At 67.9% G+C, this 18,879-nt stretch carries 21 protein-coding genes and 1 riboswitch; of the genes, 11 read left to right on the top strand and 10 right to left on the bottom strand.

Translation table 11 applies throughout. From position 1 onward, the window contains the following. Positions 1–23 precede the first annotated feature (23 nt). A complete protein-coding gene (locus tag ABGB08_RS11530; RefSeq protein WP_347589234.1) occupies positions 24–1,349 on the bottom strand; it encodes a cytosine permease in 1,326 nt (441 codons plus the stop codon). Then, positions 1,342–1,453: riboswitch (TPP riboswitch) on the bottom strand. It overlaps the preceding gene by 8 nt. Before the next feature lie 382 nt (positions 1,454–1,835). Here ABGB08_RS11530 and ABGB08_RS11535 point away from each other — a divergent pair. Then, positions 1,836–3,323: a hypothetical protein gene (locus ABGB08_RS11535; protein ID WP_347589236.1), complete on the top strand. Its 1,488-nt coding sequence runs from the start codon at positions 1,836–1,838 to the stop codon at positions 3,321–3,323. 136 nt (positions 3,324–3,459) lie between these two features. Here ABGB08_RS11535 and ABGB08_RS11540 read toward each other — a convergent pair whose 3' ends face one another. The 3 genes from ABGB08_RS11540 to ABGB08_RS11550 are packed head-to-tail and all read right to left on the bottom strand — an operon-like array spanning position 3,460 to position 7,316. Continuing rightward, complete coding sequence (locus tag ABGB08_RS11540) at positions 3,460–5,847, bottom strand: ABC transporter permease (protein WP_347589238.1); 2,388 nt, start codon at positions 5,845–5,847, stop codon at positions 3,460–3,462. After that, entirely contained in the window at positions 5,841–6,662 is an 822-nt protein-coding gene (locus tag ABGB08_RS11545; RefSeq protein WP_347589240.1) for an ABC transporter ATP-binding protein, read from the bottom strand. Before ABGB08_RS11545 ends, ABGB08_RS11540 begins: the two co-directional genes overlap by 7 nt. Positions 6,663–6,713: 51 nt before the next feature. Next, complete coding sequence (locus ABGB08_RS11550) at positions 6,714–7,316, bottom strand: class I SAM-dependent methyltransferase (protein ID WP_347589242.1); 603 nt, start codon at positions 7,314–7,316, stop codon at positions 6,714–6,716. 152 nt (positions 7,317–7,468) lie between these two features. Here ABGB08_RS11550 and ABGB08_RS11555 point away from each other — a divergent pair, with 152 nt between their 5' ends. After that, a complete protein-coding gene (locus tag ABGB08_RS11555; RefSeq protein ID WP_347589244.1) occupies positions 7,469–8,050 on the top strand; it encodes a TetR/AcrR family transcriptional regulator in 582 nt (193 codons plus the stop codon). 359 nt (positions 8,051–8,409) lie between these two features. On the opposite strand, the gene ABGB08_RS11560 is transcribed toward ABGB08_RS11555, so the two are convergent. Then, a complete protein-coding gene (locus ABGB08_RS11560) occupies positions 8,410–8,604 on the bottom strand; it encodes a hypothetical protein (RefSeq protein WP_347589246.1) in 195 nt (64 codons plus the stop codon). A 68-nt stretch (positions 8,605–8,672) separates the two neighbouring features. Here ABGB08_RS11560 and ABGB08_RS11565 point away from each other — a divergent pair, with 68 nt between their 5' ends. From ABGB08_RS11565 to ABGB08_RS11585, 5 genes are all read left to right on the top strand, one after another. Next, on the top strand, positions 8,673–9,290 hold the full coding sequence (locus tag ABGB08_RS11565) for a hypothetical protein (RefSeq protein WP_347589248.1): 618 nt from the start codon (positions 8,673–8,675) through the stop codon (positions 9,288–9,290). Positions 9,291–9,408: 118 nt separating this feature from the next. Beyond that, entirely contained in the window at positions 9,409–9,579 is a 171-nt protein-coding gene (locus tag ABGB08_RS11570; RefSeq protein ID WP_347589250.1) for a hypothetical protein, read from the top strand. After that, a complete protein-coding gene (locus ABGB08_RS11575; RefSeq protein ID WP_347589252.1) occupies positions 9,576–9,701 on the top strand; it encodes a hypothetical protein in 126 nt (41 codons plus the stop codon). Before ABGB08_RS11570 ends, ABGB08_RS11575 begins: the two co-directional genes overlap by 4 nt. A 219-nt stretch (positions 9,702–9,920) precedes the next feature. Then, a complete protein-coding gene (locus ABGB08_RS11580) occupies positions 9,921–10,832 on the top strand; it encodes a hypothetical protein (protein WP_347589254.1) in 912 nt (303 codons plus the stop codon). Between the two features lie 56 nt (positions 10,833–10,888). Next, positions 10,889–11,443, top strand: a complete 555-nt coding sequence (locus ABGB08_RS11585; protein ID WP_347589256.1) for an alkyl sulfatase C-terminal domain-containing protein — start codon at positions 10,889–10,891, stop codon at positions 11,441–11,443. A 26-nt stretch (positions 11,444–11,469) separates the two neighbouring features. On the opposite strand, the gene ABGB08_RS11590 is transcribed toward ABGB08_RS11585, so the two are convergent. Further along, on the bottom strand, positions 11,470–11,793 hold the full coding sequence (locus tag ABGB08_RS11590) for a rhodanese-like domain-containing protein (RefSeq protein WP_155353276.1): 324 nt from the start codon (positions 11,791–11,793) through the stop codon (positions 11,470–11,472). Positions 11,794–11,902: 109 nt separating this feature from the next. After that, complete coding sequence (locus ABGB08_RS11595; protein WP_347589258.1) at positions 11,903–12,370, bottom strand: MarR family winged helix-turn-helix transcriptional regulator; 468 nt, start codon at positions 12,368–12,370, stop codon at positions 11,903–11,905. 55 nt (positions 12,371–12,425) lie between these two features. Here ABGB08_RS11595 and ABGB08_RS11600 point away from each other — a divergent pair, with 55 nt between their 5' ends. After that, positions 12,426–12,800, top strand: coding sequence for a cupin domain-containing protein (locus ABGB08_RS11600; RefSeq protein WP_347589260.1), 375 nt, complete (start codon positions 12,426–12,428; stop codon positions 12,798–12,800). Between the two features lie 248 nt (positions 12,801–13,048). Here ABGB08_RS11600 and ABGB08_RS11605 read toward each other — a convergent pair whose 3' ends face one another. Further along, positions 13,049–13,927: a DNA-formamidopyrimidine glycosylase family protein gene (locus ABGB08_RS11605; protein WP_347589262.1), complete on the bottom strand. Its 879-nt coding sequence runs from the start codon at positions 13,925–13,927 to the stop codon at positions 13,049–13,051. A gap of 67 nt (positions 13,928–13,994) precedes the next feature. On the opposite strand from ABGB08_RS11605, the gene ABGB08_RS11610 reads away from it, so the two are divergent. Next, a complete protein-coding gene (locus ABGB08_RS11610) occupies positions 13,995–14,597 on the top strand; it encodes a TenA family protein (RefSeq protein ID WP_347589264.1) in 603 nt (200 codons plus the stop codon). Here ABGB08_RS11610 and ABGB08_RS11615 read toward each other — a convergent pair whose 3' ends face one another. After that, a complete protein-coding gene (locus tag ABGB08_RS11615) occupies positions 14,598–15,155 on the bottom strand; it encodes a DM13 domain-containing protein (protein WP_347589266.1) in 558 nt (185 codons plus the stop codon). A gap of 104 nt (positions 15,156–15,259) precedes the next feature. On the opposite strand from ABGB08_RS11615, the gene ABGB08_RS11620 reads away from it, so the two are divergent. Then, the gene (locus ABGB08_RS11620; protein WP_347589268.1) at positions 15,260–15,910 is read left to right on the top strand and encodes a GPP34 family phosphoprotein; all 651 of its coding nucleotides are present in this window, start codon (positions 15,260–15,262) and stop codon (positions 15,908–15,910) included. Positions 15,911–15,915: 5 nt separating this feature from the next. On the opposite strand, the gene ABGB08_RS11625 is transcribed toward ABGB08_RS11620, so the two are convergent. Then, the gene (locus tag ABGB08_RS11625; protein WP_347589270.1) at positions 15,916–17,010 is read right to left on the bottom strand and encodes an LCP family protein; all 1,095 of its coding nucleotides are present in this window, start codon (positions 17,008–17,010) and stop codon (positions 15,916–15,918) included. A 342-nt stretch (positions 17,011–17,352) separates the two neighbouring features. Here ABGB08_RS11625 and ABGB08_RS11630 point away from each other — a divergent pair, with 342 nt between their 5' ends. Beyond that, positions 17,353–18,768 carry a hemolysin family protein gene (locus tag ABGB08_RS11630; protein WP_347589272.1) on the top strand — a complete coding sequence of 472 codons (1,416 nt, stop codon included), beginning with the start codon at positions 17,353–17,355 and terminating at the stop codon, positions 18,766–18,768. Positions 18,769–18,879 lie beyond the last annotated feature (111 nt).

An 18,879-nucleotide genomic window follows, 5' to 3' on the forward strand; every position in this document is an offset into this window, starting at 1 on the left:
GGTCTCCCGTCGCCGTACCCCGATCAGGTGCGGCGGCGGCCCACCAGCAGCGTTACCAGCGCCGCGACCAGGAAGGAGCCGAGCGCGGCGCTCATCCACGGCGCGGGGGTGAACCCGAGACCGCTCCTGATGCCCAGCCACAGCGATTCCCACCAGGGCACCTGCGGCAGCGCGCCGAGCAGCCACCAGGCGCAGAACCCGAGAGCCCACGGCAGCACCATCGGCCACCGCGACGGCGCCCGCTCCGAGACGTCCCACCGCGCGGCCCCGCCGAGCAGGAAGTAGTCGACCACCAGCACCGCGAACATCGGCACGAACACCGCGCCGATGATCCCGAGGAACGCCGCGTACGTATCCGCGTTCACGAAGATCGCCAGCAGCGTGACGAACGCCCCGACCACCCCGGAGATGATCCGCCGGTCCACCCGGGGCATCAGGTTCTGCACCGACATCGTGGTCGAATACACGTTCACGAACGACTGATCGGTCTCCCGCAGCACCAGGATCCCGAAGAAGACGGCCCCGAACGAGGCCGCCACGAACGGATCCCAGACCTTCGCCGGATCGTTGCCGACCAGCGCCATCGCCGCGATCCCCAGGGTCAGGCAGGCCACCTGCGCGATCGTGTATCCGCCCACCACCCCGCCGAACGCGGCCCGGCTCGACCGCGAGAACCGCGAGAAGTCCGCAGCCAGCGGCACCCACGACACCGACAGCGCGATCACGTAGTCCACCGAGGGCGCGAACGCCTCCCACGAGCCGCTACCCAACTCGGCCCCGCGCTGCCAGAACACGTAACCGAAGTAGACCATCGAAACGATCACCCCGACCGTCACGTACCGCCGCAACAGCCGGACCGCCCCCAACGGCCGGATCGTCAACGCCGTGGTGATCGCTCCCCCGATGATCACCCACACCGGATCCGGCACGGTGACCCCCATCGTCCCCGCGATGGCCTTCGCCCCCTGCGCGATCACCCACAGCTCGAACGCGCCCCACCCGAGCATCTGCACGATGTTCAGCACGGTCGGCAGATACGAGAGCTTCGCCCCGAACAGCCCCCGCAGCAGGACCATCGCCGGGGCCCCCGTCCGCGTCCCCGGAATCGCCGCGAGCCCCACCATCGCCGTCCCGACCAGACTCCCCACCACCGCCGCCGTCAACGCCGCGACAAAACTCAACGGCCGATCACCCAGCGGATTGACCAGCGCCACAGCCCCCGAGAACCCCAGCAGACTGACCCCGAGATTGGCCCAGAGCGCCCCTTGATCGAGCACCCCCAACGCCTTCGGCGGCGCCTCATCCAGAGTGAGCGGAGCCTCAACCGACTCCACAACGACACGCGCCATTGACACACGCTCCCTACGCCGGCATTACCCGGACAGGTTCATGCGGTCGGCAACGCTGGTTGCCCTCTCAGCCCGGTTACGCCCGAGCTCCCGCGGTCTGAAGTTGAAGACACGCCCGGCATCAGCCCAGCGTGCGGGCTCCATGATGCCTCATAACTGGACAAAGATCTACCACGGGTTTGGGTTCGCAGATTTCGAACAAGCGTCCGCAGACGTCCACGGAAGTACAGCCACGTGCGGGGCGGTAGCTGTACTTTGCAGCTGTACGGGGCGACCCGTCGCACCTGGTCAGAGCATAGGTCGAACTGCTCGGCATCGTACAGCCACGAGGTGCGCTCCGAGGGTCGGCGTTGACCCCATCCGTCTTGGACAGGTGCTTGCCAGCCGCCTCGGGACGGCCAAATGACTGCAACGGCCAAAGACCCACCAGCCGTCCCGACGGCACCCAGCACTCCCCCGAAGACTCACCCGCGTGGACACATCCAGATGCCCGCCAGCCTGCTCCGCTCTCCCGATCACGCAGGCCTCGCCGTGGCGGCGTGGGCGGTCTACGAGACCCTGATGCCACGCAAGCTGGGCGGCGGACGCGCGGCTGCGCACGCTCGCCGCTGCTGGGTCGCCGACGCCCTGGGCGTCAGCGAGAAGACCCTCGATGGGGCGCGGCGCTCCTTGCTGGCCGATGAACCGGACGAGCCGTGGCTGGCCCGATCGGCTCCGCTGGGGGCCAAGCGCGCGGTCCGGCACGCGGCGCTACGACTGCCCCGCGACACCGGCGAAGCCCACGCCGCGGTCCCGGCCTGGACGCTGGAGCTGCTGTCGTCCACCTGCGATCCCAAGCGGCGGATCTCGCCGACCGCGTGGCGGCTGTACGGCTTGATCCTTTTGGACCGCCCGGGCGGCGCCGATCACCCGCTGGAGACCTCGGTGGGCCACCTGGGGGAACTCCTGGGTGCCTCCCCCGACACCGGCCGCCGACACGGCCGCCACGTACGTCAAAAAGGACGCAAAGGCCTCGCCAGCCCCACGCAACCCAGGGCACTCACCCCTCGCAAAAGGGAGCACTCACCCCTGGCAGATCCGGGCACTCCACAGAAGACACCTGAACTTTATCCACCTGAACTGGAGACACCTCAGCCTCCCGCCGTAGGCAACGTGCAGGTGGATAGCCCGCTTGAGGCTGCGGCTGACGCCGGAGGACCTACACCCACCAAGGCACCGAGAGCCACCCGCGAAGCCCGGCTACGCGGTGTGCGGGTCGCGGCGCAGGTCTACCGCACGGCAATCCCACCAGCGCTGGGAAAGCTGCTCCCCGAGCACGGCACCCGCCGAGTGCTCGCCGCCATCACCGCCGAACTCGCCGTCCGCACCCCCGCCGAGCTGGCCAACCGCATCGACGCCCGCTGGCAGCACTGGCGATACCGCACCGAGGACATCACCGACCCGGTCGCCGTCGCGATCGCAATCACCCGCTGCGGCTACCACTGCTCGGACCTGCGCTGCGAGGACCACGTCCGTCTCGACACCGGTCAGCCCTGCCAGGCGTGCGCCGCCATCGGCGCGCAGATCACGCGGGCCCGGCTCACCGCAGTCCAAGCAACCGATCCCGCCCTCTCCGACAGCACCGTCCTCACGAACCGCCCGGCCGACGGGCTGGACCCCGTACAGCCTCCGAGCCGGTTGAGCACGGCCGACCGCACCGTGGCTGAGGCCACCACTCCCGCCTGTCCGCACGGCGACCCCAACCCAGCCCGGTGCGCCCTGTGCCGCCACGGCATCACTCTCAAGGAATCCCAAGACGGCCGTCTACGAGGCGGCCAAGACCGGCCAGGTCGGCCGTCCGAGCGTGTGCACATCCCTACCCCGGCACATACGACTCCCGTATGGCCGACGGCCGGCCACCGAGATGGTGGCCGGCCAGGAAGAGACGGCGATGTTCAGCTGTGCATGGCGATGATGGCTTGGATCAGGAAGTAGATCCCGGTCCCGACTGCGGCGACGGCGGCGAGGCCGCCCACTGTCTTGAGCAGGATGCGCTGGGTCTTGGACATGGTCCGGTCTCCTGTTCGATGAGAGGGAATGCGATGAGTGGGAACGGCAGAATTGGGTGACGTCACTGGTAGGCGAGGGTCTCTCGGACGGTGAGGGCGGCGGCTCGGCGGGCGGGGGTGAGGCTGGCCAGGGCCGACAGGACGATGACGATGGCGAGCCAGACGAAGGGCGCCAGGCCGTTGACGGCGAAGTCGAGCGGAGTCTCCAGAAAGATCTCGCCGATGACCTGGCCGAACACGATGCTGGCGGGGACGGCCAGCACCAGGGCGGCGAGCCAGCTGAGCGCGCCGATGATGCCTCCCTCGGTGACGACGAGGGTGAGGATGGAGACCGTGGTGGCGCCGACGGCCCGCAGGACGCCGATCTCCCGGGTACGTTCGATCACGTTGATGGCCATGGTGGTGGCCAGGCCGAGGCCGCCGATCAGCACGCTGAGCAGGGTCAGCGCCCCGAGGAAAACCACGATCACGATGATGTGGTCGCTGAGCACCTGCTGGGACTCGGCGGTGTCCGAGTTGGAGGCGACGTCGATCCCGGCGGCGGTCAGGGCGTCGTCGACGGCCTTTCGGGTCGCGACGAGGGCGTCCGTGTCGTGGGTGCCGGTCATCACCCGGACGGCGTTGGTGGTCCCGGTGCCCCCCAGCACGCCAGCGAGGGCGTCGTAGGTCGTCCAGGCCGTCGGCGGCGCGGCGACCTGCCGGACGATCCCGACCACGTGCCAGGTGCCGAACCGACCATCTATGCGCAGCTGGACGTCGTCGCCGACCTTCAGCGCCGGGTAGTCCTTCGCGAGGTTGTGGCTGATCACGATGCCGCGGTTCTCGCCCGGTTTCAGCCAACGCCCGGACAGCACGGGCAGGGCCAGCATCGGGGTGTCGGCGGGCACCCCATACAGGGAGGGCGTGTATTCCGTGGTCGGGGTGTCGCCGACGCCGACCTTGGTGCTGAGCCAGGTCTCGGCGGTGGCGACTCCCGGGACGTCCCGGACCAGGGCGGCGACCTGCTCGGCCGGGTAGGGGCGGGTGAGGTTGACCGCGATGCCGTAGCGCAGCGCGTCGCTCTGGCCTTGCATGGTGACGTTGAGCGAGGTGGACAGGTTGAGCGCGGCGATGAACGCGGAGCCGCCGAGGGCGAGCGCGATCATCGTCACGGCCAGGCGGGCCCGGCGGCGGACGACGTTGCGGGCGGCCATCCGGGACAGCCCGGGCAGCCGGAGCCCGGCCGGCCGACGGGGAGTGCGGGCCCGCCGAGTGGGGCGGGTGGCGGGGGCAGTGGCGCCGTGGTCGCGCATGGCGATGGCCGTGGTCGCGCGGGCCGCGCGCAGCACCGGGAACGCCGCCGCGACCAGCGGCACGACAAGCCCGACGGCGAGCTGCCCGACGACCAGCCAGATCGGCAGCCCTCTCTCCTCGACGTCGAAGTTGAGGATGGCGGTAACCGCCGTGATGTAGCCGTCTGTGGCGAGCTGGCCCAGTGGCCAGCCGATGGCCAGGGAGGCCAGGCCGAGCACCATGACCATCGCGGCATAGCCGACGACGATCTGCCCGGCGCGGGCGCCGACGGCCTTCATCGCACCGATCTGTCGGACCTGCCCGGCCAGCAGCGCCGTCATCAGGGTGGCCACCAGCAGGGCACTGAGCAGCAGCGCCAGCACCCCGAAGGACTGCTGCAACCACAGCAGCGAGTCCATCTGGGTCTGGTGGGGGTGCACCGCCGGTTCAGGTGCGAGCACCTGGGTGATCTGGACGCCGCGATCGCGCAGCCGGTCGGCGACGGTGCTCGCGACCGCGTCGATGTGGGCGGGGTCGAGGCGATCGCCGTCCACGACGATGCGCAGCTCGGTTGGCTTCGGGTCGAAGCCCAGCCGGGCCAGGGTGTCGGGGGTGACGTACCCGTACGCCAGGCCGTCCTGCCAGGCCGGGGCCTGCCCGAGGTCGTGTACGGTGCCGGCCACCCGGATGGTCCGGGGCTTACCTCCCGGCACGGTGACCTCGATGGTGTCGCCGATGCGGGTCTGGGCGACCCCCATCGCGGCCCGCTCGATCACGATCTCGCCGGGCGGCGGCGGCCACGTGCCATCCTGCGCTTTCAGCATGGCGATCGTGCTGGCGGCGAAGTCGGTGCGGGAGAACAGCACCAGCGGCTTGTAGTCCGACGGACCGATCTTCACCCGGCTTTGGAGAGTGGTGGCGGTCTCGGCAAGCCCCACCCCCGGCATCGCCCGGACGTCGGCGAGCACCTGCGGGGTGAGGCCGTCGGCGCGCAGGGTGGCCGAGGCCGGGCTGGTGGCCAGAAACTGGGCGCGCAGCTCCCGGGAGAGCACCTCAGAGCTGGAAGTGATCCAGACCACCCCGAACACGCCGAGGGCCATCGCCACCACGACCAGCCCCGCACGTCCGCGTTGCAGCCAGAGATCGCGCAAGGTCTTGCGCCCCCGCATGTTCAGCATGAGATCGCCTCCGTAGCCCCATCCGAGGACCCCTTCGGCGCCGAAGCCGCCGACGCCGACGTGGCAACCACATCAGCGGTCGTCTCGGTGGACGTGATCCGCCCGTCGGCGATGGTGACCGTGCGATCCACCCACGCGGCGAGGTCGCGTTCGTGCGTGACCATGAGCACGCACGTGCCCAGGGCGGCGAGCTCGGCCAGCAGGTCGAGTACGGCGGTGCCGGTCTGGGCGTCCAGGTTGCCGGTGGGTTCGTCGGCGACCAGCACGGGCGGGTCGTTGGCCAGCGCGCGGGCGATCGCGGCACGTTGTTGCTCGCCACCGGACAGGGCGGAGGGCAACTTGCCGGCGAGTCGGCCGATCCCGACCCGCTCCAGCAGCGTGGTGGCGCGGGCGCGGCGTTCCCCGGGCGGCACGGTGCGGCACAGTTCCATGGGCAGCATGACGTTCTCGCCCACGGTCAGGGTGGGCAACAGCTGGAAGAACTGGAACACCACCCCGACCGTCTTCCCTCGCCAGGCCGCGAGCTGGTTCTCGCTCAGCTCGTTGAGGGAGGTCCCGGCCACCTCGATGCTCCCGGAGGTCGGCCGGTCGATCCCGGCGACCAGGTTGAGCAGGGTCGACTTCCCCGACCCCGAACGGCCCACGATGGCGACGAACTCGCCTTCCCGGACGCGGAGATCGACCCCGCGCAGCGCCTCAAACACGGTCGTGCCGTTGCGGAAGGTCTTCACCGCCTGGGTGACCTTGACGACTGCGTGGTCGTGGTCACTCGATGAGGCCGCGGCGGGCGTTCGAGCCGCTTTTGGCTTGGTCATGTTGCTCTCTCCTTCAGGATGAGACGAAAGTTTGAGACGAACGGGCGGTGATCAGTCGTCGAGACGGGTTCCCCGCGCGATGGTCAGCGCGGATATCGGGGACCGCTGGGTTCTGACGTCGGTGAATTCGCCTGCCGACAGCAGGGCGCCCAGGTCGGGCGCGCTCGCCGCGACGCCGCCGTGCAGCATGAGGTGGGCCCGCAGTCGACTGGCGGCGCCGGTGCTGCGGCCGAAGTCCGCGATCACGGCCCGGCCGCCGTGGCGGAGCACCCGGCGAGCCTCCGTGACAGCCTGCGTCGCCTGGTCGGCGGACATGCAGTGGACCACGAGGCTGAGCACCACCGCGTCGAAACAGTCGTCGGGGAATGGCAGCTTCTCAGCACGCCCAGACGTGAAGTCGACGTCGGCCCCGGCCCGGGCGGCGCGGCGGCGGGCCCGGACCAGCATCGGCTCCGAGATGTCCACCCCGACCACTCGTGACGTATTTCCGCCCAGTTCCCGTGCCGCGGCGGTCAGCGCCCCCGTGGCACAGCCGACGTCGAGCAGGTCCTCACCAGGTTGGAGTGCGGCCGCCGCGAGGATGGCGCGCCGCAGCGCGTGCACCCGGCCGGTGGTCAGTACCCACACCAGCGGGTCATATATGGCATCGATCATGAACGATGACCTTTCCCGACAACCCTCTCCTACAAGACATTTGTCTTGTAGCGGAGTATCGTCTTGTGGAATAGGTGCAGGTCAAGTCACAGATCACGGGATACGTCCGCTACGAGACAGAAGCGGGAAACCGTCTAGGAATGGAGGGGGCGATGCGGCAGACCAAAACCGATCGCCGGTCGCTGCGCACCCGGCGAACGCTGATGCGGGCTATGGTCGACCTCATGCGGGTCAAACGCTATGACGTGATCACGGTGCAGGAGATCACCGACCACGCCAATGTCGGCCGCTCGACCTTCTACGCCCACTTCACCGACAAGGACGACCTCCTTGTCGACGGCGTCCACCGGATGATCGAAACCCTCGACACCAGCACCACCGCGAATCCCGATGGGCGCGGCACCTGGCCATATCCCAGCCTCGCCCTACTCCATCACATCGGTGCCCAAGCCGATCTCTACCAGGTCATGGCCAGAGGCCGCGCTCTGGCTCTGTTTCTGGGTGCGCTGCACGACAAGCTGACCAGCAAGTTCGCCGAGCGCCTGGCCGCCCGCGTGCCACCCGGCGCGACTCCCGCCGTCCCGGTGCCCCTGCTGGCCGCGATGACCACCAGCATGCTGATCGCCGCCATCCGATCCTGGATCGAAGACGGACTCGCCGAACCTGCCGAGAGCATCGACCACGCGTTCCACATCGCCGCCGACGCGACCATCCGTGCCGGGCTTCGCTCCTGAGCGAATCCCTGTTGCGGCCGCATTGCGATACTGTCCAGTTCGCAGATGACGCATCGCCCGCCGCCGATCTCCGTAAGCTGCGCGGTGCTGGGCTGGTTGCGACGCTTGGCGTGAACCTTGGAGCCCCCAATCCTTTGAATAACCACGTTGCGAGGCAGGCATGCGGTACACAACCCCAGCGTGGGGCGGTAGAAGGACGGGTTCGTGTCGCGTTGGCAGCCGTCTCGGCAGGATTGATCGGTCGTGCAGCCGCAGGAGATGCACGGGGCGAACTCGGTGATCCTCGACCGACGCCCGGGGCGGGTTATGGAGGTTTGATGAGTCATGCGGGCACCATAGCGAGCGCTACCGATACTCTGTCACTGGCTGGTAACGGAGGGAGATCCCGCGAGGATCTTGATCTCGCCAGCGTCGGCATCGTCTAGGTCTTCGAAGACCGTTACGGCGGCGCCTATCCTGACCTGCGCTGGGAGCCCAAGGCCGCGTTCACCGCGATCGCCGAACACTATGCCGCTGATCGCGTGGTATGTGGTGCCTGTGAAGATGCTGCGCATTTCGTTGATCAGGTTGGTCGTGTGGCGCTAGCGTTCGGTCTCCGATCATGCGGAGGCGGGAGAGAACCATGATTATGGAACTGCTGCTCACGGGTGCGCTGACGGTGTGGGCGCCGGTGGCCCCGCTCACGAAGGCGGAGATGAAGCGGGCCCTGTTGGCCGGTAAGGACCTCGGTAAGGACGTGATGATCCTGGAAGCGCACCTGGATGGAGCGTCTCTGTCCTCGCTCAGGGTGGACGATGCGCGCTGCGTGGATGCGCTGGAGTCGTACGACAGCGTGTTCGGTGGGGTGAGGCCCTCAGCTTTGATCCTCGGCGAGGCCAACGGGGTACATCAGGTGTTCACGGGTAATCCGGCGACGATCAGGCAGCTCAAGACCGCCGCGTCGAAGGTCGCCGTCTCCTGTGACGGGCAGGTGGGCCCCGTGGGGGAGAGCGAGTTCAAGAGGAAGAAGGTCGCCAACCTCGGCGACGCCACGTACGCCTTCGAGGTGGCCTTCGTCGCCCCTCCGTTCGGGAGGTTCGATGCGGACGATTTTGTGTCGGAGTTCGTGGTCGTGGCGTACAAGAGTTCGGTCGTCGTCTATCAGGGCCTGACCGACAGCAAGTCGACGTGGCCGACGACGGTGAAGACCGCCAAGAAGGCCGTCGCCAAAGTCAAGAAGGTGTACGCCAAGCGCGGCTGAGTATGACGCGAACGGCGTACGCCCGAGGGCGCACGCCGTTCCAAAGAGGAGGGTGATGCCGTGGCGGCGCAGGGCGCACCCGGCGAGGTTGGGGTCGCCGTGCGAACAGGCGGTCGAGGTGATCGTGCTCGACAAGCGGCCGCTCACTCGCGTCACCCAAATCTTCGCCGACTATGGCCGGATGCATCTCGGCTTCTGTGCCGCCCCGTGCGAGGTCGCCGCTCTCGTCGATCTGGCCGACTGGGTCGAGATCATCCCGCTTCCAGGGCGGTCACGCCAGCGTCTGTGAGAGCCAGTCGCCAGCCGTTCTCCCGGTCCACGTCGGCGTCGTGGTTCGACGCCGTCCAAGCCCGTGCTGGCCACGGCATCGGCGCGGACAACGTCGTCGCCGCGGCCCTCGATCTGATCTAGCGCCAGCGGCCGATCGCCGCAGTCACACTTTCGGTCCGCGGGCGGCGTAAGGCGGAGTGCTGCGACGTGGCCCGCCTGCCTCTTTCGAATTTATCCAATATCTTGGCGATTATCGGTAAATAAATTTGGTCAGTTATGCTTGGATTTCCAGATGGAACTAATATGAGGTCATCTTGCTCAAAATACCACCTGTGACCTGCGGCAAGGAGCAAACACTAAGTGAGCTGGAGTGCAGATACCTGGGATGACGGGCAAGGACCCGTGGGCGAGATCGTGGAGAGGTTCCTGAGCGGACGGCTCGCGGGGCAGGAAGTGCGTGCTCCGATCCTGCACTCGTGGCAGCGTTGTCAGACCGCCGGGCTCACCCCCGCCACCTTCCAGCCGCGCCTGCTCGAGGATGTGGACTACGACAACATCCTGGTGCGCGCAGCCCGGCCCGTATTCGACCGGCTGCGGACCAGCGTCGCCGGGACCTCGACGAGTGTATTCTTGAGCGAATCGTCCGGAATACACCTTCTGCGTGTCGTGGGCGAGACCTCACTGCACAGAGCCCTGGACAAGGTCTGCGCCGTTCCCGGCTTCAGCTGCGCCGAGTCGGAGATCGGCACCAACGCCGTCGGTTCCACGCTGCTGGAACGGCGAACCTGCCTGATCTCGGGCAACGAGCACTTCTCAGAAAAGCTGCGCGACTTCACCGCTGTGGGCGAACCGGTGCGCCATCCTCTCAGCGGGCGCATGGAAGGGGTCGTGTGCGTCGGCGTCCCGCGCGAGAGGGCGAACGCGGAGATGATGGCGGCCGCCCGGCGAGCGGCGCGCGCCGTCGAGCAAAGGCTGTTCGAACTGAGCACAGAACGCGAGCAGGCCCTGATAAGGAGGTACCTCGGGGCACAGGGGACCAGAGCGGCAATCGCCGCGTCGCGCTCCGCGCTCCGGGACCTGTGCCGCCACGATCGGCTCGCCCTGGAAGACGCCGCCGTGAACATGGTCGCGCAGGGCCGGGCGGCTGTGGCGGAGATACCACTCTCCGATGGCCGCACGGCCATGCTCGTCGCGCAGCCGGTCACCGATCCCGGAGAGCCGGTCGGCATCGCCGTACAGGCATTGCTCCCACGCGCTAAATCAGCCCCCTAAAACGATCAGAAGTTTAATCACACCTGCCTCTTGGGAGTGGATGGTGCCGCCGCTACATGAGCGAGGGAGATCTGCGCTTCGCCGCCACGCTGCTCAACCACGCCGTCTTCGCCGACGAGCACGACTCAGCGGCCCGCAACCTGCTCGCCGAGGTGTACACGGCTCTTGGCCGCGGCACGGAGAACGGCACCTGGCGCAACGTCTACCTGATGGGCGCTCTGGAACTGAACGGCGGCATCGTGCCCGCCGGCATCGGCGTCACCTCACCCGACATGATCGCCGCGCTGACCGTGGAGCAGATCTTCGATTCGCTGGCCATCCGCGTCAACGGGCCCCAGGCGTGGAACGAGCACTTCGCCATCGACTGGCACCTCGTCGATTCCGGCGAGCACTACCGCACCACCATGTCGAACGGAGCGCTCATCCAGCAGCCGAACCCGCCCGCCGCCACCGTGGACCTCACCGTACGGCTCACCAAACCGCAACTGTTCGGCCTGCTCGCGGGCAAGGGCGCCGACATGCTCGATCACGATGGGGACATAAACGTCCTGCGACGCCTCGCTGCCGTCCTGGACGACCCGGCACCGGACTTCGCCATCGTCACCCCTTGAGAGTTGCGCGGTAGCCGGTCCGGCCGCTAGGCCACGTAGGGCGGGTGGCCGGTTTCGCTGATCATGGGTTTGCCGGCGGCGGCCCAGGATTGCATGCCGCCCTCGATGTTGACGGCTTCCCAGCCGACGTGGTTGAGCCAGACGGTGGCCTGGGCCGAGCGGCCGCCGACGCGGCAGATCACGTAGACCGGCTGGCCTTGGGGGACCTCGCCGACGCGGTTCTGCAGCTCCATCAGCGGGATGTGCTGGGCGTCGGGGACATGACCGGCTCGCCACTCGTCGAGTTCGCGCACGTCGAGCAGGTGCGCGTTCTCGGGGACGGCCTGCGCGGCGATCTCTTGGAGCGTCATGCGCCCATCCTAGGGCCGAGTCAACGAGAAACCAGTCGCAAAGAAGGCCACACAGGCGGTGGCCGCCCAAATGACGATTTTTCGTCGAATCCGCTGGTCAAGGTGGAGATCACCAGACTGGGCGGAGGGCGGCTCTGCCGCCGGAGGCGTCCACGTAGGCGCGCATGTCGGCGTGGATCTGGTCGAGGCGGTCGGGGCCGATCACGGCGGCCCAGCGGTCCTCGGCCTGGCCCCAGAGCTCGTCGGCGTGGCGGACGTAGGCGAGGCCCTTGGCGGTGAGAGCGAGGACGCGGGCGCGGCCGTCGGTGGGGTGGGGGCGGCGTTCTAGGTAGTCCCAGGTCTCCAGTTCGGCGGCGATCTTGGAGGCGGCCTGCTTGGTGATGCCCAGGTGGTCGGCGAGGGCGACGGTGGTGATGTCGTCGCGGGCGAGCAGGAGGCGGAAGGTGTAGCCGTGGGCGGGGCGCAGGGGTTCGCGGCCTTCGGCTGCCAGGCGGTCGTGGATCTCGTCGTTCATGGCGCGATAGATCATCGCCAGCAGGAGCGGGATCTCACCACGACGTCTTGACGAACTAGTCAACGCGGTTTACCTTCTTCAATGTAGTCAATCAGGTTGACCATTATAGGAGGACAGCATGACCACAGCCAGCCGGGTCGGCGCGCCGGTGTTCGAGCAGCCGGGGACCACGATCCACTCGCTCGCGGTGCCGTCGCGGGGGTCGAAGGAACTCGCGGTCTGGTCGTTAGAGTTCGCGCCGGGAGCGCGCTCGCCGGAGCATTCGGTCGATCGGGAAGAGGTGTTCGTGGTCCAGGCCGGGCGTCTGGTGGCCACTATCGACGGCGTGGCACACGGGGCCCAGCCGGGCGACGCGCTGATCATTCCGGTGAACACGCTGTTCTGGCTGGCCAACGGCTCCGACACCGAGGCCGTGCGGGCGACCGTGTGCACGTCCGCGGGCATTCAGGGCACGCTCGGGGACACAGTGATCTCCCCGCCGTGGGCGCAATAAGTGCTAAGAGCACCTAACACAGGTCGCCGAGTTGCTCGCCGTTATCCGGCGCCGTCTACGCGGGTGGTGGTTCTCGCCGTACCGGCGCCAAGAGGGGCAACGCAGTTCTGTTAGGTGTTCAAAGGGCCCGCAGAGCAATAGCTCATAGATCCTCAAGCCGCTGACCTCGGCGAACCCTTGGCGAGCACGCAAGTTAGTTCTCTGCGGGCCCTAAAGCACGGTCGGCGGAGCCGTCCTGACCAGCGGCGCTATTTGAGGAGCTTGGACAGGCGACGGTCGGCCAAGGGCTTGCCGCCGGTCTGGCAGGTTGGGCAGTACTGCAGGGATGAGTCCGCGAACGAGACTTCCCTAATCGTGTCGCCGCAGACCTCGCATTTCTCGCCGGTACGGCCATGCACCCGCAACCCCGACTTCTTCTCCGCCTTGAGATCCTTGGCGGCCAGGCCACGCGCCCGCTCGACGGCGTCCCTGAGGGTGGTCACGATGGCCTCGTGCAGGTCAGCCACCTGGGCGTCGGTGAGGGTCGCCGAGATCTTGAACGGGGACATCTTGGCGACGTGCAACACCTCGTCCGAGTAGGCGTTGCCGATGCCCGCGATCACCTTCTGGTCCCGGAGCAGGCCCTTGATCTGGGTACGGCTCGCGCGCAGGATCTCCCCCAGCGCCTCCGGCGTGAAATCCGCAGCCAGTGGGTCAGGCCCCAAGCTGGCAACCCCAGGCACCTCATCCGGATTTTTCACGACATAGACGGCTAGGCGTTTCTGGGTTCCGGCCTCGGTGAGGTCGAAACCGGGGGCCATGCCGGAATCGTCGGGCGCGAGCCGTACCCGGACGGCGAGAGGGCCCTTGCCGGGGCGTACCGGTTTGGCGGCGGAGAGGTCGTCGCGCCAGCGGAGCCAGCCCGCGCGGGCCAGGTGGGTGACGAAGTGCAGGCCGTCGCAGTCCAGGTCGAGGAACTTGCCGTGCCGGGACACTGAGGTCACGGTCAGGCCGCCGAGCGCGCTCGCCGGGGGGTTGAACGTTTTCAGGGCGTGGAAGGCGACGACCTCGACGGCCGCGATCGTACGGCCGACGGCGCGCTCGCGGAGAAACTCGGCGAGTGACTCCACCTCGGGTAGTTCCGGCATAGGACCACAGTACCGATCCTTTATCCACAGGCTGGGGATAACTTGGCCGGGTGGCATGATAAGGATCATGGGGATCTCTGGTGAACTGCATCGGATCGGGCTTCCACTGCTGGAGGCGCAGCTGATCCATCCCACCGTGGCCGGAATCGGGCGTGGCGATCTGCCGGATGAAGTGTTCCGGAGGTGGCTGGAGCAGGACTATCTGTTCCTGCTCGACTACGTACGGGTGTTCTCGCGGCTGGCCTGGCAGGCGCCCGACGAGCATCTCGGCGATCTTGTGGATCTGGCGCATTCCACCTTTCACGATGAGTTGCGCTTGCATCGGTCGTTGTCCGCTGAGTTCGGGGCCGATCTGGCGGGGGCGGAGAAAGGGGCCGCTTGCACGGCGTACACCGCGTTTCTGCTTGATGCGGCGGCGGACTACGCGAGCGGGCTCGCGGCGCTGTATCCGTGTATGTGGGGGTATTCGATGTTGGGACGCCGCCTGGCGGCGAACCCGCCGGACGAGCCGAGATATCGGGCGTGGGTGGAGACCTACGCCGATCCGGGGTTCGCGGCGCTGGCCGAGCGGATCGCGGTCATGATCGACGAGGCGGCGCCGGACCCCGGGCGGGCGGCCGATCTCTTCACCCGGGGCATGGCGCATGAGCTGGCCTTCTGGGACGTCTGATCAGGCCGTCAGGCCGGCCGCGCCGAAGGAGACGGCGAAGCGGCGGCACCAGATCGTGACGCTGGTCAGCGTGTCCAGGTCGGCCGAGGCCGGGATGGCGTAGTTGGCGTTGCCCTGGTTGCCCTTCAGCTCGCCCAGTTCCAGCCATTCGCCGTCGTCGAAGACCCGCCACTCGCCCTCTTTGACCGGCTGGTCACTGAGCCAGACGCGCAGGTCGGGGCCGTCGGAGGTGTTCAGGTTCTCGATCCGGAGCACGCGCTTGCCGTCAGGGAGCTGGAGCACCTTCGCGGTTCCTGATGTTTCGTGCTCATGGGTAATAAAGCTGCCCATGGACAGGACGCGTGGAGATGCCGGAGAAGCCGTCGGGGTCATCGCGTCACCCGTCATCGCATCACCCGTCATCGCCTCCCCTGTCATGGTTTCTCCGATGGACACAGGTGGCGGTTCGTTCACCACCACCGTGGTGAACAGCCGCCAGGGCTGGAACAGGTACAGCGCGACGGCGATGCCGGCGGCGGCCACGATCCACGTGGCCGGATGGCGGAGCACGGTCTTCACGATGGTCCCCTCTCCGTTGCTCGTTCCTGACAGAAGAGCACGTGAAAGGCCTGATAGAAGCCGGGTTCCGCCTTACGACACTCTTACGGCATAAGGTCGGGGCCATGAGCGCTATCGCCGAAGACGTTCTGTTATTGGCCTACCGCGAGGACAAGGGCACGCCGCTGATCAGCGCGGGCGAGCTCGATCTCGCGCTCGCCGGCGCGCTGCTGGCCGAACTGGCGATCGCCGACCGGATCGCGGTGCAGGACAAGACACTTGTTGTGGTGAATCCGGCTCCGGTGGGCGATGCGGAGCTGGACGCCGTACTCGCCCGGATCGTCACCGAGAACCAGAAGAAACCCCGCAAACCTTCCTGGTTCGTGAGCAAGATCAGCTCCGACAAACTGCGCAAACGGCTGCTGGCCGGGCTGGCGGAACGCGGCATCCTGTCCGAGCAGCAGCGCAAGCTGCTCGGGATCTTTCCCACCAAGAGATACCCCGAACTCGACGGGAGCGTCGAACGCGACCTCCGCCAGCGCGTGCAGAGCGTGCTCGCCGGGGCCGATCCGGACGAGCGGATCGGCGTGCTGATCGCACTCATGCACGCCTGCAGGCTGGCCCGCAAGGCCTTCCCCGAGGCCGACAAGGAACGGATCAAGGAAATCTCCGCGGGCGCCTGGGCCGGTGACGCGGTCCGCGCCACCATCGAGGCCGTCAACGCCGCCGTGATGGCCGCGGTGATCGCGGCCGCGGTGGCGGGGGGAGCGGGCTGACCCCGCTACTTCGTGATCACTTCCTTGGGGACCGGCTTGTCGTTCTCGAGCGCCTCGAAGAGCTTGTTGGCCTTGGTGTTGTCCCACTTGACGACGGCCTGACCGTTGATGGTGGGCAGCGAGCCGATCGGGACCGCGGTGGTCACCGGGTTGCCCTTCATGGCCAGACCCAGCGAAAGCAGGTCGAAGACCCCCGTACCCGGAGAGACCGCGACGGACTCGGCGGCGCTGAGGGCCAGCGGGACGGAGGAGAAGGGGTTGATGAGGGTGCCGGGGCTGGCCGCCTTCTTCACGACGGCGGAGAAGAACTGGCGCTGCCGCTCGGTCCGGTCGAAGTCCGGAATCGCACCGGTCTTGCGGGTGCGGACGTAGCCGAGGGCGGTGCCGCCGTCCATGACCTGGCAGCCCTTCTTCAGGTCGATCCCGGCCTTCTCGTCCTTGATGTTCTCCTTGACGCAGATCTCCACGCCGCCGATCGCGTCGACAATGCCGACGAAGCCGCCGAAACCGATCTCCATGTAGTGGTCGACGCGGATGCCGGTGGCCTCTTCGACGGTTCTGGTGAGGAGTTTGGGGCCGCCGAAGGCGTACGCGGCGTTGAGCTTGTCGCTGCCGTGGCCGTTGATCGGGAGGTAGCTGTCGCGCGGCAGGCTGACCAGGGTGGGGCGGCCGTCGCCGGCCGGGACGTGCAGGAGCATCATCGTGTCGGTGCGCTTACCGACGGCCTTGCCGGTGGCGAGCTTCTTGCGCTCGGCGGCCGAGAGCCCGGCGCGGCTGTCGGAGCCGACCAGGAGCCAGTCCGCGCCCGGGGTTTCGGCCGGGCGGCCGTCGTAGTCGGTGAAGGCATCGACGCTGTTCATCTTTGAGCTGATCCAGAAATATCCGGCTACTCCGGCGATGAGTAACAACACCAGGAAGATGGCCAGGCCAATCAGGATCTTCCGGCCGATCCGCCGGGGTTTGCGCGGCGCTTTGGGCTGGCCCGCATCGTACGAGGGAGTGGCGAAGGGCTTGACCGGGCTGCTGCCCGAGCGTTCCTTGCCGTACACCTTAGAACGGCCGCGCGGGGTGGTCGGCGCCGATCTGACCTCATTGTCCATCGGAGGCGGAGGCGGAGGCGGAGGGGCCGGGAAAGCGGGCTGGCCGGCCGCGCGCCGCCTGATCGCGCGAGTCGGGTCGTCATCCTGTGTCACGGTCCAGAACCCCCACTTTGCCAACTGCCGCCACTACCTTGACGGTACGTCGCCACACACCGCGACCGCAGACCTGTCCCCAAGGTTTTCTTATGGAAAAGTACACATCCGAGAAGCAGGAAACACCATCGGCCGCTGAGCGTTACGGTGGAAGACCCTAGTTGAAAGGACCGACGTGTCCGATTCGGACCCTTGCAGTACCTGCCCGTGCCTCGGCACGGGCCCTAACGCGGCCATGGGACCAGCGCGATGAGCATCACCCTCGGCCTGCTAGCTGTTCTCCTGCTCACGCTGGCGACAGGATTCTTCGTCGCCCAGGAATTCGCGTTCGTCGCCGCGGACCGCACGATCCTCCGCGAACGCGCCGAATCCGACCCCGCCGCCGCCCGCGCCCTCGCGGTAACCGGCCGGCTCTCGTTCATGCTCTCCGGCGCCCAGCTGGGCATCACCGTGACCACGCTGCTCGTCGGCTTCCTGGCCCAGCCCGCGATCGCCAACGTGCTCCGCGCCCCGCTGACCGACCTGGGGCTCCCGTCCGCCGCCGTACCCGGCGTGAGCGTCGCGGCCGGCGTGGCCATCGCGACCATCGTCCAGATGATCCTGGGCGAGCTCGCCCCCAAGAACCTCGGCATCGCCCGCCCCGAGCAGGTGGCCATCAGCCTGGCCCGCCCCACGCTGATCTACCTCAAGGTGGCCGGTCCGGTGATCCGCCTCTTCGACTCCGCGGCCACCCGGCTGGTACGGCTGGCTGGCATCGAACCCGTCGAAGAGCTGGAACACGGCGCCACGCCCGAGGAGCTCTCCCGCATCGTGGCCGAATCCAGCGCCGCCGGCGAGCTGCCGCCGCGCCTGGCCGAACTGCTGGAGCGCGCGCTCGAATTCGGCGACCGTACCGCCTGGGACGTCATGGTGCCCCGCCCGCGCGTGGTCTCCCTCCGCGCCGAACGGCCGGTCTCCGACCTGGTCGACGCGGTACGCGAGCACGGCCACTCCCGCTACCCCGTGCTCGGCGACGGCGGCGACGACGTCGTCGGCATCACCGACCTGCTGGAGTACGTCGCCTCCCCCGCGGCCGCGCGCATCGCGGACATCACCCGCGCGCCCCTGCTCGTCCCCGACACGCTTCCGGTCACCGAACTGCTCAAGCGCATGGACGGCGACACCGTCGCCTGCGTCATCGACGAGTACGGCGGTCTGGCCGGCATCATCACCATGGAAGACCTGGCCGAGGAGCTGGTCGGCGAACTCGTCGACGAGAACGACCCCGAGCCGCTGGGCGTGAAGGTCAACGCCGACGGCTCCTGGGACGTGCCCGGCACCCTCCGCATCGACGAGGTCGAACGCGCCACCAGCGTCGAGCTGCCCGAGGGCGAGAGCTACGAGACCATCGGCGGCCTGGTCCTGTCCGGCCTCGGCCGGATGGCCGAACCAGGCGACACCGTCACCGTCGCCACCACCCCCGAACCCGACCTGGAAGACGAATCCCCGCCCGCTCAGGCCCTCCTCACCGTCCTCAAGGTCCACCGCCGCGTCCCCGAATGGGTACGGCTGTCGCTGAGCGTTCCCGCCCCCACCGACTCCCCCGAAAACCCTCCGAGCACAGGTTCCGGCATGGACTACGCCCCCGAACTCTTCTCCGCCCTGTTCCAGGGGAGACCAGCATGAACACGAGTCCTACTCGCGACCCAGAGCACCCGGGTGGACCCGGCGGTGGCCCGCGGGGCACCCGTATGGACAGCGACCATGACGTCGTAGTGAATGGCTCCCGGCCTAACG

The organism is Acrocarpospora sp. B8E8 (assembly GCF_039871605.1).
GTDB classification, from domain to species: Bacteria; Actinomycetota; Actinomycetes; order Streptosporangiales; family Streptosporangiaceae; genus Acrocarpospora; species Acrocarpospora macrocephala.

Coding starts and splice junctions, on each gene's coding strand:
- ABGB08_RS11530 (WP_347589234.1), bottom strand. CDS start 1,349: ATGGCGCGTGTCGTTGTGGAGTCGGTTGAGGCTCCGCTCACTCTGGAT.
- ABGB08_RS11585 (WP_347589256.1), top strand. CDS start 10,889: ATGAGCGAGGGAGATCTGCGCTTCGCCGCCACGCTGCTCAACCACGCC.
- ABGB08_RS11600 (WP_347589260.1), top strand. CDS start 12,426: ATGACCACAGCCAGCCGGGTCGGCGCGCCGGTGTTCGAGCAGCCGGGG.
- ABGB08_RS11560 (WP_347589246.1), bottom strand. CDS start 8,604: ATGCGCAGCATCTTCACAGGCACCACATACCACGCGATCAGCGGCATA.
- ABGB08_RS11630 (WP_347589272.1), top strand. CDS start 17,353: ATGAGCATCACCCTCGGCCTGCTAGCTGTTCTCCTGCTCACGCTGGCG.
- ABGB08_RS11540 (WP_347589238.1), bottom strand. CDS start 5,847: ATGCTGAACATGCGGGGGCGCAAGACCTTGCGCGATCTCTGGCTGCAA.
- ABGB08_RS11625 (WP_347589270.1), bottom strand. CDS start 17,010: ATGGACAATGAGGTCAGATCGGCGCCGACCACCCCGCGCGGCCGTTCT.
- ABGB08_RS11550 (WP_347589242.1), bottom strand. CDS start 7,316: ATGATCGATGCCATATATGACCCGCTGGTGTGGGTACTGACCACCGGC.
- ABGB08_RS11610 (WP_347589264.1), top strand. CDS start 13,995: ATGGGGATCTCTGGTGAACTGCATCGGATCGGGCTTCCACTGCTGGAG.
- ABGB08_RS11605 (WP_347589262.1), bottom strand. CDS start 13,927: ATGCCGGAACTACCCGAGGTGGAGTCACTCGCCGAGTTTCTCCGCGAG.
- ABGB08_RS11555 (WP_347589244.1), top strand. CDS start 7,469: ATGCGGCAGACCAAAACCGATCGCCGGTCGCTGCGCACCCGGCGAACG.
- ABGB08_RS11535 (WP_347589236.1), top strand. CDS start 1,836: ATGCCCGCCAGCCTGCTCCGCTCTCCCGATCACGCAGGCCTCGCCGTG.
- ABGB08_RS11545 (WP_347589240.1), bottom strand. CDS start 6,662: ATGACCAAGCCAAAAGCGGCTCGAACGCCCGCCGCGGCCTCATCGAGT.
- ABGB08_RS11565 (WP_347589248.1), top strand. CDS start 8,673: ATGATTATGGAACTGCTGCTCACGGGTGCGCTGACGGTGTGGGCGCCG.
- ABGB08_RS11590 (WP_155353276.1), bottom strand. CDS start 11,793: ATGACGCTCCAAGAGATCGCCGCGCAGGCCGTCCCCGAGAACGCGCAC.
- ABGB08_RS11620 (WP_347589268.1), top strand. CDS start 15,260: ATGAGCGCTATCGCCGAAGACGTTCTGTTATTGGCCTACCGCGAGGAC.